The organism is Arthrobacter sp. SX1312, assembly GCF_002929295.1.
Lineage (GTDB): Bacteria > Actinomycetota > Actinomycetes > Actinomycetales > Micrococcaceae > Arthrobacter_D.
Window position 1 is genome coordinate 544,211 of record NZ_PJIM01000002.1, and the last position, 16,160, is coordinate 560,370.

The following is a 16,160-nucleotide window of genomic DNA, read 5'->3' on the forward strand; positions in this document are numbered from 1 at the left end:
TTATTCCATGCATATGTATCTACTTGGACCCGCCGCGACCGGTTTGCAGGGCCTCTGCCGCGCGGTCCGCCCGGGCGATGCTCGCCGGATCCCCGAGGTCGACGCCGGCACGTGCCGCGGCAGCCCGCGCGGCCGGGGCCTTCAGGTCGGGCAGGACGAAGCGCTCCGGGGTGATCCGGGCATCCTGCGCGGCATGCGTGCGCTGGTCCCGCGCCAGTGCGGGGGCTGACAGTTCGGCGGCCTGCAGCGTGGCCGCGGTGACGGCCACCGGGGCGCCCGTAAGCGCCGGGCCGATCAGGGGCGCGTAGCCGACGGCATGGCCGGAGCGGTTGGGATGGTAGGAGTCGGAGACGGGGTTCGCGAGACCGTTCAGCCACTCGACGTCGTCGCACACCGCGTGTCCCCCGAACACCGCGGACGGATCCCGGAAGGTGAAGCCGGCCGCGGCGGCCGCTGCCGCCGTCGTCCGGTTGAGCAGCTCCGCCGTCGCGTTGAGGCGTGCCTCCTCCGTGGGCGAGAACCAGGTGGCCGCGTTGCAGTCCTCGCCGTTGAAGATCCGCGGGTAGCCCGCCACGGTGACGGACGCCTGGGGTGCCCGGGCACGGATCTGGCCGTACAGCGACGCGAGGCGGCCGGGGAGCTGCCCGGTGATGATGCCCTGGGCCCGGTCGATCGCCGCGGTGCAGTTGCTCATCCAGGCCGGCTTCGCACACTCCGTCAGGACGGCGACGAACGCGGCGTCGTTACCGCCGACGCTCACGGACACGTACGCCGTCGCAGGCGTCAGTGCGCCGAGCTGACCGGCCGCGACGTCGGGGATGGTGGCGCCGGAGCACGCGCGGAAGTCCAGGGCGTACCCCCTGGCGCTCGCGATGAGGACGGGGAACGCGTGGACGGACCGCTGGCAGTTCGTCCCGTCCGCCAGGTAGCTGCGCGTCCCGGTGCCCGACGAGTACGAATCGCCGAGGGCGACATACGCGGCAGGTGCTGCGGCCGCGGGTGGCGCGGGCACCAGAACGGCGGCGAGCAGGGCCAGGGAGGCGAGGGCGGAACGGAGGCGCGGGATCGTCATTGATGCTCCTGGTGCGGGTGGGGCTGTTGTGGCCACGCTAGTCCCGCGTCGGTCACGGCGGGAGGCCCGGCATGGTGCCCGAGGCGCCACCCTTCCGCGGACCCGGTGCGGCAGGGTAGGGTTCCGTCGTCGCTGCGGCCTTTGCCTCCGATCCGGGGCGCGCGGTACGCTGTGGGACGGCTCACATGCCGCACGACCCAACTGAATACGCCATCGATCTGCAGCGGGAGAGTTCTGCCGTTGACCCACACACCGGCAGGCGCCGTAGGAGCAAATCCTCCCCAGGAATCTCTCAGGCGAAAGTACCGCTGCGGCTAGGCAACTCTGGAAAGCAGCCCCGGACGGCGTCCGGCGCTCACCGACGGTGCAAGCAGGCGTAGAGCCCTGCGGAAACTCTCAGGTCCCCTACAGAGCGGGGAGGAACCCGACCAGGCCCGCGCGCCCGCGCCCCTTATCTGACGTACGGAGTTCCCATGACTGCCTCCCCCGACATCGCGTCGACCTTCGCCGACCGCCATATCGGCCCACGCACCTCGGACGCCGGGCACATGCTCGAGGTCCTCGGCTACCCGAGCCTCGACAAGCTCGTGGACCTGGCAGTCCCCGCCAGTATCCGCCTCGACAGGGCGCTGAGCCTCCCGGCTGCCCTCAGCGAGACCGAGGTCCTGGCGCAGCTCCGCCGGATCGCGGGCCGGAACAGGACCGCCGTGCAGATGATCGGGCAGGGCTACTTCGACACCGTCACGCCGCCGGTCATCCGCCGCAACGTCCTCGAATCGCCCGCCTGGTACACCGCCTACACGCCGTACCAGCCCGAGATCTCCCAGGGCCGCCTCGAGGCCCTCCTCAACTTCCAGACCATGGTTCAGGACCTCACGGCCCTCGACATCGCCAACGCCTCACTGCTCGACGAGGCGTCCGCCGTCGCGGAGGCCGTCCTGCTCATGCGCCGTTCCGGGAAGAACAAGGGCCGCACGGTGATCGACGCCGACGCCCTTCCGCAGACCGTCGCCGTGGTCCGGGGCCGCGCCGAGGCGCTCGGGTTCGACGTCGAGGTGGTGGACCTCTCGGCGGGCCTGCCCGACGGCGACATCAACGGCGTCGTCCTGCAGCAGCCCGGAGCCTCCGGCGCCCTGCGCGACCACGCGGCCGTCATCAGCGCGGCCAAGGAGCGGGGCGCCCTCGTCACGGTCGCCGCCGACCTCCTGGCCCTGACGCTCATCACCGCCCCGGGCGAGCAGGGTGCCGACATCGCCGTCGGGTCCGCGCAGCGCTTCGGCGTCCCCCTCTTCTTCGGCGGCCCGCATGCCGCGTACATGGCGGTCCGCAAGGGCCTCGAGCGTATGCTCCCCGGCCGCCTCGTCGGCGTCTCGAAGGATGCCGACGGCGCCCCCGCCTACCGCCTGGCCCTGCAGACCCGCGAGCAGCACATCCGCCGCGAGAAGGCCACGAGCAACATCTGCACGGCGCAGGCGCTGCTGGCGATCGTCGCCTCGATGTACGCCGTCTACCACGGCCCCGAGGGGCTCAAGGCCATCGCGCGCACCACGCACCGCCGCGCCGTCGCTCTCGCCGACGCCCTGAAGGGCTCCGAGGCCACCGTGGTGCACCACGCCTTCTTCGACACCCTCCTGATCCGGGTCCCGGGCAAGGCGGCGGAGTACGCGGACACGGCCGAGGCCGCCGGCTACAACCTCCGCCGCATCGACGCCGACCACCTCGGCATCTCCTGCGACGAGACGACGACGCCGGAGCACGTCGCCGCCGTCGCGGCCGTCTTCGGCGGAACGATGGCCGACGCCGCTGCGGCGCACGACGGGCGGATCCCCGCGGACCTGCACCGCACGTCCGCGTTCATGACGCACCCGGTCTTCTCGCTGCACCGCTCGGAGACCGCGATGCTGCGCTACCTGCGCCGGCTCTCGGACCGGGACCTCGCCCTGGACCGCACCATGATCCCGCTGGGCTCCTGCACCATGAAGCTCAACGCGACGGTCGAGATGGAATCCATCTCCTGGCCCGAGTTCGCGTCCATCCACCCGTTCGCCCCGGAGAGCCAGACCGAGGGCTGGCGTGAGCTGATCACGGACCTCGAGGAGCGGCTCGCGGAGATCACCGGGTACGCGCAGGTCTCCCTCCAGCCCAACGCCGGCTCGCAGGGCGAGCTCGCGGGTCTCCTGGCCATCCGCGGTTACCACCGCTCGCGCGGCGACGAGAACCGCACCATCTGCCTCATCCCGTCCTCGGCCCACGGCACCAACGCGGCATCGGCCGTGCTGGCGGGCATGAAGGTCGTGGTGGTGGGCACGGCGGCGAACGGAAACATCGACCACGACGACCTCCTCGCGAAGATCGAGCAGCACGCCGAGAACCTCTCGGCCATCATGATCACCTACCCCTCCACCCACGGCGTGTTCGAGGAGGACGTGCGCTGGGTCTGCGAGAAGGTGCACGGGGCCGGCGGCCAGGTCTACATCGACGGCGCCAACCTCAACGCGCTCGTGGGGCTCGCACAGCCCGGTGAGTTCGGCGGCGACGTCTCCCACCTGAACCTGCACAAGACGTTCTGCATCCCGCACGGCGGCGGCGGGCCCGGCGTCGGTCCCGTGGCCGTCGCCGCGCACCTCGCGCCGTTCCTGCCCGGCGACGCGAACCGCGACATCGCCACGGACGGCGGGCCCGGCGCGGCGGGCGGCACACCGGTCTCCGGGTCGATGTACGGCTCCGCCGGCGTCCTGCCCATCTCCTGGGCGTACATCGCCCTCATGGGCTCCGAGGGTCTCACCAGCGCCACCGCGCATGCCCTGCTCGCCGCCAACTACGTCGCGGCGCGCCTGACCGAGCACTTCCCCGTGCTCTACACCGGGGCGCAGGGGCTCGTGGCCCACGAGTGCATCTTGGACCTCCGACCGCTGACGGCCGCCACCGGCGTCACCGCCGAGGATGTCGCCAAGCGCCTCATCGACTACGGGTTCCACGCACCCACGCTGTCCTTCCCCGTGGCCGGGACCCTGATGGTGGAGCCGACGGAATCCGAGGACCTCGCCGAACTGGACCGCTTCGTCGATGCCATGATCGCGATCAGGGGCGAGATCGACCGCGTGGCGGCCGGCGACTTCAGCATCGAGGAGAGCCCGCTCCGGCAGGCACCCCACACCGCGCGCGTCCTCGTCAGCGACGAGTGGACGCAGGCCTACCCGCGCGAACTCGCCGCGTACCCGCTGCGCTCGCTGCACCACGACAAGTACTTCCCGCCGGTGCGCAGGATCGACGGCGCCCACGGCGACCGCAACCTCGTCTGCTCCTGCCCGCCCATCGAAGCCTTCGAAGACTAGGAATCCCCATGAGCGAGCAGAGCAAACACACGGCCCTGTACACCCAGCACGAGGCGCACGGGGCGTCCTTCACCGACTTCGGCGGGTGGCAGATGCCCCTGAAGTACCGGAGCGAACTCGAGGAGCACCACACGGTCCGCCGGGCCGCCGGTCTCTTCGACCTGTCCCACATGGGCGAGGTCCTCGTCAGCGGACCCCAGGCCGCCGCGTTCCTCAACTACGCCCTCGTCAGCAACCTCGCGGTGATCGCCGTCGGGAAGGCCAAGTACTCCCTGATCTGCACCGCCGACGGCGGGGTGATCGACGACCTCATCACGTACCGGCTCGCCGAGGACTCCTTCCTCGTGGTGCCGAACGCCTCCAACGCGGGCGTCGTCGCCGAGGAGCTCCGGCACCGCGCCGCAGGCTTCGACGTGACCGTCGAGGACCAGTCCGACACCACGGCCCTCATCGCCGTGCAGGGTCCCACCGCCGAGGCAGTCCTCCTCGAGCTGGCACGCCCGGACGATGCGGCGACCATCCGCGAGCTGAAGTACTACGCGGCCGTCGAGGTGGAACTCGCGGATCTCCCGGTCCTGCTGGCCCGCACGGGCTACACCGGGGAGGACGGCTTCGAGATCTTCATCGGCACCAGCTTCGCGGTGCGCCTCTGGGACGCCGTCCTGCAGGCCGGGGGCGCCCACGGGCTCCTGCCGTGCGGCCTGGCGGCCCGGGACTCGCTCCGGCTGGAGGCCGGCATGCCGTTGTACGGCAACGAACTCGGCCTCGACATCAGCCCCTTCGAGGCCGGCCTCGGCCCTGTGGTCAGCACCAAGAAGGCCGACGACTTCGTGGGACGCGCCGTGCTCGAACCTCTCAAGGCCGCGGAGCCCGCCCGCCGCCTCGTGGGGCTGCGCGCCGTCGGGCGCCGTTCCGCCCGCGCCGGGTACGACGTCGTCGTCGACGGGACCGCCGTCGGCTCCGTCACCTCCGGGCTGCCGAGCCCCACTCTCGGCTACCCGATCGCGCTCGCGTACGTGGACGCCGCGTTCGCCGCGATCGGCACCGAGGTGCAGGTGGACCTCCGGGGCCGCCCGGAACCGTTCACCGTGATCCCCACGCCGTTCTACCGGCGCGAGAAGCCTGCCGGTACACCGCAGTGACCATCAGCGCCTTCGACCTCTTCAAGATCGGCATCGGCCCCTCCAGCTCGCACACCGGTGGACCGATGACCGCCGCCTACCGCTTCACCGAGATGCTCCGCACCCAGGGACTGCTGACCGACGTGCAGCGCGTGCAGGTGGATCTCTTCGGTTCCCTCGGCGTGACGGGCCACGGCCACGGCACGGTGAAGGCCGTGCTGCTCGGCCTGGAGGGTGACCAGCCGCATCTCGTGGACCCGACGTCGGCGGACGCCCGGGTCGCCTACATCGGCGAGTGCCGGTCCCTCAACCTCGCGGGTGAGCGCCGGATCACCTTCGACCCCGAGACGGACGTGCTGCTGCACCGCGGACAGCGGCTCGACTATCACACCAATGGCATGCGCTTCTCGGCATATATTGCCGATGACGAGCCCATTTTGTCCAGGGAATACTTCTCGGTGGGAGGCGGGTTCGTCCTGGACGAGGACGAGATCGGCTCGGAGACGGCGGCCGTGGAGCCCGTTCCGGTGTCCCACCCGTTCGACACGGCCGACCAGCTGGTGGAGCTCTGCCGGCGGACCGGGTCCTCCTTCTCGGACGTCGTCCTCGCGAACGAGCTGTCCTGGCGGTCCGAGGCCGAGGTCAGGGAGGGGCTGCTCGCGATCTGGGCGGTCATGCAGGACACCATCCGGCGCGGCACGACGACGGGCGGCATCCTGCCCGGCGGGCTGAGCGTCCGGCGCAGGGCGGAGCGGCAGCGGCAGCTGCTCGAGAAGGCCGACGATCCGACCGACCGCCTCGGCACGATGGAATGGGTCACGCTCTTCGCGCTGGCCGTCAATGAGGAGAACGCGGCCGGCGGGCGCGTGGTCACGGCACCGACCAACGGCGCGGCGGGCATCATCCCGGCCGTCCTGAAGTACTACACGGACTTCGTCCCGGGAGCCGACGACGACGGCGTGGTCCGCTTCCTGCTCGCGGCGACGGCCATCGGCTCCCTGTTCAAGAAGAACGCGTCGATCTCCGGCGCCGAGGTGGGTTGCCAGGGCGAGGTCGGCTCGGCGTGTGCCATGGCCGCCGGAGCGCTGGCCGAGGTGCTCGGCGGGACTCCGGAGCAGGTCGAGAACGCCGCCGAGATCGGGATCGAGCACAACCTCGGGCTGACCTGCGATCCCGTGGGCGGGCTCGTGCAGATCCCGTGCATCGAGCGGAACGCCGTCGGTGCGATGAAGGCCATCACCGCCGCGCGGATGGCCGTCCGGGGGGACGGGCAGCACCACGTCTCGCTCGACGTCGCCATCAAGACCATGCGCGACACCGGCGCCGACATGATGGATAAGTACAAGGAGACAGCGCGCGGCGGATTGGCCCTGAACGTCGTGGAGTGCTGAGCGCGCGTGCCTGAACTCCCGGTCCGCATCGAGGTCATCCCCGGCGACGGCCTGGAGCAACGGCTCCGGGCGCACCTGCCCGCCCCCGCCGTCGTCACCGTGACCTGCCTGCCGCACCACGGTCCCGGCGAGGCCGTGGACACCGCCGTGGGGCTCGCGGCAGCCGGATACACCGCCGTCCCGCATCTCGCCGCGCGCTCCGTGGCGGGCCGATCGGAGCTGGCCGGGCACGTCCAGCGCTGCACGGACGCGGGGATCCGGGACGTCTTCGTGGTCGGCGGGGACGCCGCCCGTGCGGCGGGCCCGTACGCCTGGAGCGGCGCACTCATGGAGGACATCGCGGATCTCTCCGGCGGCGCCCTCCGCATGGGGATCGCGGTGTACCCGGAGGGCCACCCGGGAACGGCCGAGGACGAGCTGGCGAGGACGCTGCGCGCCAAGCAGGAGTTCGCGTCCTGGTGCGTCACCCAGCTCTGCTTCTCCCCGGACACCCTACGCGCCTACCTGCCGCGGCTGCGGCGTGACGGAATCACGGTGCCGGTCTGGGCCGGCGTCCCCGGACCGGTCCGCATCAGCCGCCTGCTCCGGCTGGCCGGCACGATCGGGGTGGGATCGTCGATCGGGTTCCTCCGGCGCTCCGCCGGTGGGGTCGATACCGGGTCCGTGGTGCGGCAGCTACTGTCTTCGGCGTCCTACGACCCGGCGCCCCTGGTGGGGGCGCTCGACGGCGCGGGCTACGAGGGGCTCCACGTGTACAGCTTCAACGACCTCGCGGGGCTTGAGCGGTCGGGCATGGCACGAGCGCCACTGGCGTGATGGTCAGGGCCGGCCGTGTTCGAGGAGGAAGTGGTCGGGCATGGAGGCGGCGGTGTCCGGGGTCCGGGGTCCGGTACTCCTCGGCCGTGACGTCTGAGATGGCCAGGACGTCCTGCTGGGCTTGGCGGGCAGACCAGGGATGGCTGTCGAGCCGGTACTGGTGCGCCCGGGTCCGGTGACTAGGGCTCGACGGTGATGCTGGCGCTGTATCCATCGGTCGTGGGGTTGGCGCTCATCCCTGGCGCGTCGGTCGGACAGCCGGTGGCGCGTGGGCGCCTGCTGCGATCCAGGCGTCGAGGTCACGTGGTCGCTGGAAGGACAGGACGGGAGGCATCGACGGGTCGGCCCTGATCTTCCCGATGGCGTCCCGTTTCCGGGTGAAGGTCCTGAAGTGCCAGCCGATGATGGAGTCCTTCGCGAGGGCGCGGCGGAGGGTTTCGGTGTTGCCGTTGCACACCGGGTCTCTGCGGACGATGCGGCGGATGGTCCGGCGGATGAGGCGTCCGAGGGAGAGCCACCGGGGGTAGTCGAGGAACACGATGAGTTCGGTGCGGGCGAGGATGAGGTCCCGCCAGGACGAGTAGGCGCTGTCCAGGACCCATCGGTTCTGGGCGGCGATGCCGGCCGCGATCCGGTACTGGTCCTCGATGGGGCGGTTCTCCCAGCCGGGGAGCCATCCGAGGTCGTCGTCGGCCGAGAACTCAGGGATGCCGGTAACGGCGGAATAGGCGTGGGCGGCGGAGCTCTTCCCGCTGCCGGTCACACCATGGAACAGAACCCGTTGGGCCGGTACACCCGTCATGGGATCCACCGTAGTGCCCTCGGCAACTGGAACGAGGACGTCGTACCGACCTGAGCCCGGCTCCACCCCGTCGACAGCAACGAAGATCCTGCCGAGTCGGCAGCAGTCCCCGTAAGGCCGACCTGTCTCTCTCCGGTCACGCCGTCCCGGTCGGGAGGACGCGAAGAGCGACCGCCCATTCAGGCGGTCGCTCCGAGTGCGTTTCCTGGCTGGGGCGTCAGACGGCGGCCGCGGCCGGCTTCTGACGCTGAGGAGCGAGTTCCCCGATGATGCCGCGCAGAAGCTTGCGGAGTTCGAAGGACTCGAGCCCCTCGCCGACCATCAGTGTGCGCTCGATATCCTCGGCCTTGGCGAGTGCCTCGACGCCGGCCGGGGTGATCGTGATGCGCTGGCTGCGGCGGTCGATGCTGTCGCGGATACGGGAGATGAACCCCTGGCGCTCGAGCTTCTCGATGGTCTTGCCGATCGTCTGGGCCTGGACGTGGACCGCGAGCGCAAGCTTGGCGCCCGTCATGGTGCCCGTTCGGGACAGGACGCCGAGGGTGGTGTAGCCGGCATGGGTGATTCCGATGTCGAGCAGCCTCTCGTTCCACGCGTGATCCACGAGGCGGGCGGCGGTGGTGAGCAGGCGGCTGGTCGACCACTCTTCCAATTCAGACATGCGATCTCCTCCCGAAGATTTGGGGACGCCCCTCCGGTGCTGAGCAGTGCCGGCGGGCGCGGTGTCATCGCAACCGACCGGTGGAACGGGGAACGGGGTCGACTGCCTTAGGTCAACTATGCGCTTCGATCTTCAAGTTTTCCCGTCGCCCCGTCCGAAGCTTCGGGCAAGAAAGTCGAGGGGGCGAGGCTTGCGCCTGCTGAAAGCGGGGATCTCGGGGGCGACCCGGCCCGCCCCTGGGCTCATCAGGGCGCAGGACGGGATCCCGGGCAGCCGGGAGGGTGACGTGTCCCACCTGAATGGTCCGGAGCGTGGTCGGTCGTATCCCGGCACGCTACTGCCGCGTCTCAACGTTTCCTCACGGTCTGTTCACGGGACGATCAATTCGTCCGCGCCGACGGGCGGAATTGTGTGAAAGTCTTGTCCCATGTCCGTTTCCACGTCGCAGCGCTCCGCGCTCATCGTCGAGGATGATCCGGATATCCGGGAACTGCTGGCGACGACCCTTCGCATGAACGGATTCAGGGTCATCGAAGCGTCCACGGGGCTCGAGGGCCTGGCCGCCCTGAAGGAGCACCGGCCGGACCTCATCACCCTCGACCTGAACCTGCCGGACCTCGACGGTGTCGAGGTCTGCCGCCAGAGCCGGTCCCTCAGCGACGCGTACATCGTGATGGTGACCGCCCGGCAGGACGAGATCGACCGGCTGATCGGCCTGGAGATCGGTGCGGACGACTTCATCGGGAAGCCCTTCAGCCCGCGGGAGTTCTCGGCGCGCGTCTCGGCGATGTTCCGCCGCCCCCGCACCGCGCTGCCGCAGCAACCCGAGGTGCCGGGCAACGACCTGCTGCAGCACGAGGAGCTCACCATGGACGTGGAGGGGCGCACGGTGACCCTGGCCGGCCGGGAGCTGGCATTGACCCGGATCGAATTCGACCTGCTCGAGACCCTCCTCAGCGGTGCGCAGCGCGTCTGGACGCGGGAGGCGCTCCTGAACCGCGTCTGGGGGGACGGCTGGAGCCAGGACCACCACCTCGTCGAGGTACATATCCGCAACCTGCGCAAGAAACTGGGCGAGGACATGAGCAACCCCCGCTTCATCCGCACCGTCCGGGGCGTCGGGTACCGGATGATGCCGGGGGACGCGCGACGTTGAGTGTTGCGAGGTTCGTCCTGGCCGGACGGTCCTTCATCGGCTGGTGCTAGGAACGCGCGGATACCAGTTCGGGGTCGCTGGGATAGTGCAGACCCATCTGACGGCGTGCCTCGTCCAGCAGTTCCATCATGGCCACCGACTCCGCGGGGGTCATGTGGGGGCTCTCGGTCATCCCGGCCTGCAGGCAACGGGTCACTTCCCGCAGCTCATAGCCGAACCCGTTCCCGAATGTCTCGAAGTGCTCCGTCCGCAATGTGCCCTGCCGGGGTTGGATGATGAGCTCGGCGGGGTTGAACAGGGGCGCGGAGGATCGAAGCCAACCTTCCGTGCCTCCCACGGTGACGATGCTTGGGCATTCGGCGCCGATGGACGTGATGAGTTGGGCCTGCGCACCGCCGTCGTAGGTGAGGGTGACGGCGTTCTGCAGGTCGATGCCGTCGGAGGTCAGGACGCCCGTGGCCCTCAGGGTGCGGGGTTCACCGAGGGCTCCGAGTGCCCAGGTCAGCGGATACACCGCGAGGTCCAGGAGTGCACCGCCGCCGGCGGCCGGATCCCACGTCCGCGACGCCGGGTCGAAGGCGGGGGCGAAGCCGACGTCGGCCTGCAACCAGCGGGGCTCGCCGATCTCACCCGACCGCAGGATCTTGACGGCCCGGCGGAAGCTCGGCAGGAACCGTGTCCACACGGCTTCCATGAGGAAGAGTCCGCGGGTCCGGGCGAGGTCGGCGAGTTCGCGGGCCTGCGTGGCATCCATGGCGATGGGCTTCTCGCAGAGAACGTGCTTCCCGGCGGTCAGCGCGGCCAGGGCGATGCTGTGGTGCTGGGCGTGGGGCGTGGCGATGTAGACCACGTCGACGGCGGGGTCGGCGAGCAGGCGTTCGTAGCCCGAAGTGTCACCGGTGTCCGAGTAGGCCTTCGTGAACCCGAACCGGAGGGCGAAAGCACGGGCGGAAGCTTCGCTGCGAGAGCTGACCCCATGGAGGACCGCGTCGTCGAGGAGGGCGAGGTCCTGCACCACCCGGGCGGCGATGGAACCGGTGGCAATGACGCCCCAGCGGATGGGACGTCCTGTCGCGGTGGACGGGGCAATCGTGCTGACGGGAGCAGGAAGCATCGGAGTGCCTTTCAGGGCTTGATGGACGTGCTTGATGGGCGTGGAGGTGATGGAGGCAGGAGCCCACGTGCGGCACGCGCGATGCACACGGTAGGACGGTGGAGGTGCTTCGGAAGGACTAGACGGACTCGCGGATCACGAGTGAGGTGGGCAACACTGTCACGCGGTCGGTGGGCCTGCCCTCGATGAGGCTCACCAGGGTCTCCGCCATCTTCTTGCCGAGTTCGACGATGGGGTGATGCACCGTCGTCAGGGCTGGGGTCACGGAGGTCGCGAAGGAATCATCGTCGAAGCCGACGACGGCGATGTCCTCCGGGATGCGCAGGCCCCTGCCCTGGATCGCGGTGTATGCGCCGGCCGCCATCTGATCGTTGCCCGCGAACACGGCATCGATGGGCATCCCGCGGTCCAGCAGCCGGTGCATCGCCCGGGCGCCGGAGGCGAGCGTGAAGTCCCCGACCTCCACGAGGCTGTCGTCGAGGCCGGCCTCCCGGACCGCGGTGCGCCAGCCGGCGAGCCGGTCCAGGCCCGGAGGCATGTCCTGTGGTCCTGCAACGGTGGCCACGTGCTTCCGGCCGCTGTCGGTCAGCTGCCGGGTGGCGCTGTACGCCGCCTGTTCGTTGTCGACTTCCACGTAGTAGCTCTCCATGCCGCCGATCAGGGGCCGTCCGGCGAACACCATGGGAAGCGAATCGGAGAGGTGCGTCCAGGAGTGGTCGCCGCTGTGGTGCGACACCACCAGGACACCGTCGACGTTGCCGCCGAGCAGGAAGCTGCGGGTCTTTCCCGGCTTGGATTCCGAGGAGATCACCATGTTCAGCGTGTAGTCGGTATCAGCCAGATACAGGGCGATCCCCTGGACCACCGACGCGAAGAAAGGATCGGCGAAGACCTTCGACGTCGACTCGGGGACGATCAGCGTGACGGCGTTCGCCCGGCGCTTGGCAAGTGAGCGCGCCGCACGGTTCGGCGTGTAGTCGAGGGCGAGGATGGCTCTCTTCACGGACTGCGCCAGCTCCGGATCCACGCTCGGGCTCTCATTGACGACACGGGATACGGTCGCCCGCGAGACCCCGGCCAGGGCAGCCACCATTTCGAGGGTGGCTGCCGGCCGGGTCCTTCCTGCGTCCTGCGTCATCGTCATCTCCGGAACGTCGAAAAGTATGCCGTGAGGGCTACTTTAGGCGTTCGCCGGTGCAAGGTCGGGGTACTTCGCCGCTGCGATGACTCGGGCGTACGCCAGTCCACTGTCCTTCACCGTCCGCTCGAAGGTGTCGTAGTCCACGCGGACCACCCCGAAGCGCTTGCCGTACCCCCAGGACCACTCGAAGTTGTCGAGGAGCGACCAGACGAAGTAGCCGCGCACGTCGGCGCCCTGGTCGATGGCCTCGCCGACGGCTGTGATGTGGTCGAGGACGAACTGCGTCCGCTCGGCGTCGTGGACCGCTCCGTCGGGGGTCACGACGTCGTCGTACGCTGCGCCGTTCTCCGTGATGTACAGCGGCGGGAGGGTCGGATACTCCTCGCCGAGGCGCACCAGGAGTGTGCGCAGCCCATCCGGGTTGACCTCCCAGTTCATGGCCGTGCGCGGCAGGCCACGGCTCGGGAACGTGATGTCCTCGGACCCGATCCAGCACGACGACGTCGGGCGGGTCGCACCGCCGGAGTGCCCGTCATCGTGCTCGGTCGCGGGGTGACCGCTGATGAGGTCGTCGTGATAGTGGTTGACGCCCAGGAAATCGATCGGAGCGCCGATGATGTCCAGGTCACCGGGCCGGATGACGTCCCGGAGGCCGAACTGCTCGAGGTCGTCGAGAGTGTCCTCCGGGTAGGCGCCGCGGAGGATCGGATCGAGGAAGATCCTGTTCTGCAGCGAGTCGAACCGGCGCGCGGCATCGAGGTCGACGGGATCGGACGGGTCCCGGGGGATCGAATTGCTGAGATTGAGGGTGATCCCGAGCTGCTGGGCACCGCGCCCCCGCAGCTCGTTGACGGCGAGCCCGTGGGCGAGGTGCTGGTGGTGGATCGCGGCGACGGCCGCCCGGGGTTCCTGACGTCCCGGGGCGTGCACGCCGGCCGCGTAACCGAGCAGGGACGAGCAGAACGGTTCGTTGAACGTGGTCCAGTGCTGCACGCGGTCACCGAGCACCGAGTACACGTCGTTCGCGTACTCGACGAAACGGTAGGCGGTATCGCGATCGGCCCAGCCGCCCTTCTCCTCGAGCGCCTGGGGCAGGTCCCAGTGATAGAGGGTCAACCAGGGAAGGATCCCGGCGGTGAGGAGTTCGTCGACCAACCGTGAGTAGAAGTCCAGGCCCTCGGCGTTCGGCCCGCGATCACCCGGCCGGACGCGGGACCAGCTCGTCGAGAACCGGTAGGAGCCCAGGCCCATCTCCTTCATGATCGCCACGTCTTCCGGCATGCGGTGATAGTGCTGCACGCCGTCCTTCAGGGTCTCGCCGTTGGCGATGGCGCCCGGGAGGCGAGCGAAGGCGTCCCAGACGGAGTCCTCCTTGCCGCCCTCGTGGCTGGCGCCTTCGACCTGGGCTGCGGCGGTGGCCGAGCCCCAGAGGAAGCCCTCGGGCCAGGTCCTTGCGCTGGGTGGGACCGGCTGGTGGTGTGTTGCGTCGAGTGGCATTAGCCCTTCACTGCTCCTTGCATGATTCCGGATATGAGTTGACGTCCCGCGATGACGAAGAGCACCAGGAGCGGGAGGGTGGCCATGACGGCGCCGGCGAGGACGATGGAGTAGTCCACGTAGCGGGCCGATTGCAGCTGGCTGAGCGCCGTCTGCAGGGTGGGGTTGCCAGGACCGAGCACCAGCAGCGGCCAGAGGAAGTCGGTCCAGGCCGTCATGAAGGTGAACAGGCCGAGGATCGCCATCGCCGGGCGTGCTGCAGGCAGTGCAACGTGCCAGAAGGTGGAGATCATGGACGCGCCGTCCATGCGGGCGGATTCGATGAGCTCGTCGGGGATGACGTCCACGAGGTACTGGCGCATGAAGAACACGCCGAACGCCGTGACGAGCGTGGGGATGACGACGGCGCCGATCTCACCGGTCCAGCCGAGCGTCCGCATCAGCATGAACAGTGGGATGATCCCGAGCTGGGTGGGGATCGCCATGGTCGCGATCACGGCGACCATGAGCCCGTTGCGGCCGCGGAAGCGGAGCTTGGCGAATGAATATCCGGCGAGGGTCGAGAACACGACCACCGACACCGTGATGATCCCCGAGATCAGCACACTGTTGCCGAGCGCGAGCCAGAACGGGACGGTGTCGAAGACCTCGCCGACGTTCGTCCAGAAATTACCGCCCGGGAGCAGGGGCGGCCACGTCTGGCCGAGCGCCTCGTTGGACCGGCTGCCGATGATCACGGACCACCAGAGGGGGTAGGCGGAGGCCAGGAAGAAGGCCATCAGCAGTCCATAGGTCAGGAACCCCGGCCTGCGGCCGTTGCCGAGCAGACCGCGCCGCAGGCCACGTCCCCGGCGCTCGGGTGCTGCCGTCGTCGTGCGCTGCCTGGTGTCGATGGCCGTCATCGCGTGGTCCTCTCGTCCTTGCCTTGTGATGTACCGGCCGATGCAGTGGATTCCGGTGCAGGCTCGGCAACGGGTGCCGGTGGCTGCGGACGGACGGCGGGTAGCACCAGCGCCGGAGGTGCGGAGCGCCTACGACGCCGGCGGGATCTCCTGCCCGATCCACGGTCGTCGCCGGTGGTGGCGATCCTCCGTGAGATCAGGTAGTTCACGAGACCGAACAGGACGATGATCAGGAACAGGAGCCACGCGATGGTGGATGCCTTGCCGAAGTTCGACCGCTGGAATGCCATCTCGTAGAGGTAGAGCACCGTTGTCTGGAACTGCGCCGACGTTCCCCCGTACGTCCGCGGATCGAAGAGGCGGGGCTCGGTGAAGATCTGCAGCCCGCCGATCGTGGCGGTGATCACCACGAAGATCATGGTGGGCCGGATGCTCGGCAGCGTGATGCTGAAGAAGCGGCGGAATGTTCCGGCTCCGTCGATCGCAGCGGATTCGTAGATGTCGCGGGGTACGGACTGCATGGCTGCCAGCAGGATCAGGGCGTTGTAGCCGGTCCAGCGCCAGTTCACCATGGTGGCGATCGCGATGTGGCTCGGCAACGTCTCGTTCAGCCAGAGGATCCGGTCGATCCCGAAGCTCTCCAGGATGTTGTTGATCAGCCCGTACTGCTCACCGAACAGATTCGAGAAGATCAGGGCGACGGCGACGGGGGTCACGATGTAGGGAAGCAGGATGCTCATGCGCCAGAACGTCTTGGCGCGGATGTGCTGGTCCAGCACCGCCGCGATCGCAGTGGCGACGATCAGCTGCGGGATGGTCGAGAGCAGGAAGATGCTCATCGTGTTGAACAGCGAGTTCCAGAAGAAGCGGTCCTGGAGGACTTCCTGGAAGTTCCGCAGGCCCACGAATTCGCCCTGCCCCTTGAGCAGGTGCCAGTCGAAGAGCGAGACGAAGAAGGTGTAGCCGAGAGGGAACAGGCCTACCAGGGCGAAGAGGATGAAGAACGGGGAGATGTACAGGTAGGGCGAGGCCTTCATGTCGAAGACGTTCAGTCGCTGACGGAAGGTGAGGGTGGGTTTCGCAGGGGCAGGGCTGCCGGCTGCCGGGCGGTTCAGTGTCGTGGTCATGAGGTTCCAGACTCCAGGGGGGCCT

At 69.1% G+C, this 16,160-nt stretch carries 13 protein-coding genes and 1 riboswitch; of the genes, 5 read left to right on the forward strand and 8 right to left on the reverse strand.

The window, feature by feature from the left end; genetic code table 11:
* Positions 1-19: 19 nt before the first annotated feature.
* Positions 20-1,072 carry an SGNH/GDSL hydrolase family protein gene (locus tag CXQ92_RS09960; RefSeq protein ID WP_104167587.1) on the reverse strand — a complete coding sequence of 351 codons (1,053 nt, stop codon included), beginning with the start codon at positions 1,070-1,072 and terminating at the stop codon, positions 20-22.
* Between the two features lie 214 nt (positions 1,073-1,286).
* Positions 1,287-1,390: riboswitch (glycine riboswitch) on the forward strand.
* A gap of 155 nt (positions 1,391-1,545) precedes the next feature.
* Between CXQ92_RS09960 and gcvP the strand changes: the two genes are divergently transcribed.
* The 4 genes from gcvP to CXQ92_RS09980 are packed head-to-tail and all read left to right on the forward strand — an operon-like array spanning position 1,546 to position 7,735.
* On the forward strand, positions 1,546-4,407 hold the full coding sequence (gcvP, locus tag CXQ92_RS09965; RefSeq protein WP_104167588.1) for an aminomethyl-transferring glycine dehydrogenase: 2,862 nt from the start codon (positions 1,546-1,548) through the stop codon (positions 4,405-4,407).
* 8 nt (positions 4,408-4,415) lie between these two features.
* Positions 4,416-5,549, forward strand: a complete 1,134-nt coding sequence (gene gcvT / locus CXQ92_RS09970) for a glycine cleavage system aminomethyltransferase GcvT (protein WP_104167589.1) — start codon at positions 4,416-4,418, stop codon at positions 5,547-5,549.
* The gene (locus tag CXQ92_RS09975; protein ID WP_104167590.1) at positions 5,546-6,919 is read left to right on the forward strand and encodes an L-serine ammonia-lyase; all 1,374 of its coding nucleotides are present in this window, start codon (positions 5,546-5,548) and stop codon (positions 6,917-6,919) included. Before gcvT ends, CXQ92_RS09975 begins: the two co-directional genes overlap by 4 nt.
* 6 nt (positions 6,920-6,925) lie before the next feature.
* On the forward strand, positions 6,926-7,735 hold the full coding sequence (locus CXQ92_RS09980) for a methylenetetrahydrofolate reductase (RefSeq protein ID WP_104167591.1): 810 nt from the start codon (positions 6,926-6,928) through the stop codon (positions 7,733-7,735).
* A 232-nt stretch (positions 7,736-7,967) separates the two neighbouring features.
* Here CXQ92_RS09980 and CXQ92_RS09985 read toward each other — a convergent pair whose 3' ends face one another.
* Together CXQ92_RS09985 and CXQ92_RS09990 are read right to left on the reverse strand one after the other, a co-directional pair.
* Positions 7,968-8,537, reverse strand: coding sequence for an adenylate kinase (locus tag CXQ92_RS09985; RefSeq protein WP_104167592.1), 570 nt, complete (start codon positions 8,535-8,537; stop codon positions 7,968-7,970).
* Positions 8,538-8,754: 217 nt separating this feature from the next.
* The gene (locus CXQ92_RS09990) at positions 8,755-9,198 is read right to left on the reverse strand and encodes a MarR family winged helix-turn-helix transcriptional regulator (protein WP_104167593.1); all 444 of its coding nucleotides are present in this window, start codon (positions 9,196-9,198) and stop codon (positions 8,755-8,757) included.
* A gap of 427 nt (positions 9,199-9,625) precedes the next feature.
* On the opposite strand from CXQ92_RS09990, the gene CXQ92_RS09995 reads away from it, so the two are divergent.
* Positions 9,626-10,354 (forward strand): response regulator transcription factor, encoded by a 729-nt coding sequence (locus CXQ92_RS09995; protein ID WP_104167594.1) that lies wholly within the window; start codon positions 9,626-9,628, stop codon positions 10,352-10,354.
* Between the two features lie 46 nt (positions 10,355-10,400).
* Here the strand turns inward: CXQ92_RS09995 and CXQ92_RS10000 are convergent, their stop codons facing one another.
* The 5 genes from CXQ92_RS10000 to CXQ92_RS10020 form a co-directional block, all read right to left on the reverse strand.
* Positions 10,401-11,468 (reverse strand): Gfo/Idh/MocA family protein, encoded by a 1,068-nt coding sequence (locus CXQ92_RS10000; protein WP_104167595.1) that lies wholly within the window; start codon positions 11,466-11,468, stop codon positions 10,401-10,403.
* 118 nt (positions 11,469-11,586) lie between these two features.
* A complete protein-coding gene (locus tag CXQ92_RS10005; RefSeq protein WP_104167596.1) occupies positions 11,587-12,606 on the reverse strand; it encodes a LacI family DNA-binding transcriptional regulator in 1,020 nt (339 codons plus the stop codon).
* Positions 12,607-12,648: 42 nt separating this feature from the next.
* A complete protein-coding gene (locus tag CXQ92_RS10010) occupies positions 12,649-14,106 on the reverse strand; it encodes a GH1 family beta-glucosidase (RefSeq protein WP_104167597.1) in 1,458 nt (485 codons plus the stop codon).
* The gene (locus CXQ92_RS10015; protein ID WP_104167598.1) at positions 14,106-15,008 is read right to left on the reverse strand and encodes a carbohydrate ABC transporter permease; all 903 of its coding nucleotides are present in this window, start codon (positions 15,006-15,008) and stop codon (positions 14,106-14,108) included. The genes CXQ92_RS10010 and CXQ92_RS10015 overlap by 1 nt, the downstream gene beginning before the upstream one ends.
* A complete protein-coding gene (locus CXQ92_RS10020) occupies positions 15,005-16,135 on the reverse strand; it encodes a carbohydrate ABC transporter permease (protein WP_104167599.1) in 1,131 nt (376 codons plus the stop codon). Before CXQ92_RS10020 ends, CXQ92_RS10015 begins: the two co-directional genes overlap by 4 nt.
* Positions 16,136-16,160: the final 25 nt, after the last annotated feature.